Source organism: Baaleninema simplex PCC 7105, assembly GCF_000332355.1.
GTDB lineage: Bacteria > Cyanobacteriota > Cyanobacteriia > Cyanobacteriales > Geitlerinemataceae > Baaleninema > Baaleninema simplex.
In genome coordinates, this window is record NZ_KB235962.1 from 219,557 (window position 1) to 221,530 (window position 1,974).

At 47.4% G+C, this 1,974-nt stretch carries 2 protein-coding genes; both read right to left on the reverse strand.

All coding sequences use genetic code 11. The features are described 5' to 3' along the window. Positions 1-109: 109 nt before the first annotated feature. The gene (locus GEI7105_RS0126230; protein WP_017663341.1) at positions 110-1,021 is read right to left on the reverse strand and encodes a WD40 repeat domain-containing protein; all 912 of its coding nucleotides are present in this window, start codon (positions 1,019-1,021) and stop codon (positions 110-112) included. 19 nt (positions 1,022-1,040) lie between these two features. Further along, a complete protein-coding gene (locus tag GEI7105_RS0126235; RefSeq protein ID WP_017663342.1) occupies positions 1,041-1,931 on the reverse strand; it encodes a WD40 repeat domain-containing protein in 891 nt (296 codons plus the stop codon). Between the last annotated feature and the right edge of the window lie 43 nt (positions 1,932-1,974).

Sequence of the window (1,974 nt, forward strand, 5' to 3'; positions counted from 1 at the left end):
GAATCTCCCATCGGGACTGAGCGCTAAGGCTTGGACTCCCCTTGAATGACTCGTTAATGTGTTTAGACACTGAAAGTGATGGTATAGCATCTGTAGTCGTTTGAGCGGTTCAAGCCGCTCCCCAAATTTTAAGGGTTTTATCCAAACTCCCACTCACTAAAAGTTTGCTGTCTGGACTAAATGCTAGAGCTTTCACGCTTCCTGTGTGATCGGTGAGGGTGCAGATTTCCGTTTGAGTTGCGAGATCCCACAATTTAATGGTTCGATCTCTTCCGCCACTAGCTAAAACCTTTCCGTTGGGAGCGATCGCTAGGACTCCAACGAGATCGGAATGTCCCTTCAAAATACCTTGGTTTTGACCTGAGTGAGTGTTCCATAGATTAATTTCACCGTTGTGATGTCCGCTTAGACTTAACGAACTGTCTGGAGAGATGGCGACGGCTGAAATGACATTTCGAGGTGTACTTATCGTCTGCTTGGTCGGCAGAGTCTGCTTGGCCCGCACGCGAATTAGGTCTTCGATCGCTAAGTCACTTAAATAAGCACCTACCAGAAGCTTCCCATCAGCGCTGACTGCCATTCTTGACATCCAACCCAAATAACCTAAATATCGTCCGGTCTTGACATCCCAATAGGAAGCACTGCCTCCATCAGTTCCCATGAACAAAATTTGGCTGTCATGGCTAAAAGCTACTGAGGCAATTTGAGGATGGCCTTGTTCCCCGAAGCTTCTGAGTGTGTGTTGGATTTCTCCCGTTTGGAGATCGACTAGCTTAGCCGTTTCGTCCCGACTGCCACTAGCTAGGGTTTTTCCATCTGGACTCAAGGCAATGGTCGCGACAATATTTCGATGAATCTTCCACGTTTGTTGTTCCTGTCCGCTGGGAAGGCTCCAAAATTTAAGCGTTGCATCTGAACCCCCACTCACCAAGAATCTCCCATCGGGACTGAGCGCTAAGGCTTGGACTCCCCTTGAATGACTCGTTAATGTGTTTAGACACTGAAAGTGATGGTATAGCATCTGTAGTCGTTTGAGTGGTTCAAGCCGCTCCCCAAATTTTAAGGGTTTTATCCAAACTCCCACTCACTAAAAGTTTGCTGTCTGGACTAAACGCTAGAGCTTTCACGCTTCCTGTGTGATCGGTGAGGGTGCAGATTTCCGTTTGAGTTGCGAGATCCCACAATTTAATGGTTCGATCTCTTCCGCCACTGGCTAAAACCTTTCCGTTGGGACTAATTGCTAGGACTCCAACGAGATCGGAATGTCCCTTCAAAATACCTTGGTTTTGACCTGAGTGAGTGTTCCATAGGTAAATTTCTCCATTATTATGTCCGCCTAAAGTTAACGAACTGTCTGGAGAGATGGCGACAGATGAAATGACACTTTGAGGTGTCTTTATCGTCTGCTTGGTCGGCATAGTCTGCTTGGCCCGCACGCGAATTAGGTCTTTTATCTTTAAGTCATCTAGATAAGCACCCACCAGAAACTTCCCATCAGCGCTGACTGCCATTCTTGACATCCAACCCAAATAACCTAAATATCGTCCGGTCTTGACATCCCAATAGGAAGCACTGCCTCCATCAGTTCCCATGAACAAAATTTGGCTGTCATGGCTGAAAGCTACTGAGGCAATTTGAGGATGGCCTTGTTCCCCGAAGCTTCTGAGTGTGTGTTGGATTTCTCCCGTTTGGAGATCGACTAGCTTAGCCGTTTCGTCCCGACTGCCACTAGCTAGGGTTTTTCCGTCTGGACTCAAGGCAATGGTCGCGACAATATTTCGATGAATCTTCCACGTTTGTTGTTCCTGTCCGCTGGGAAGGCTCCAAAATTTAAGCGTTGCATCTGAACCCCCACTCACCAAGAATCTCCCATCGGGACTGAGCGCTAAGGCTTGGACTCCCTTGAATGACTCGTTAATGTGTTTAGACACTGAAAGTGATGGTATAGCATCTGTCGTCGTTTGAGCGGTTCAA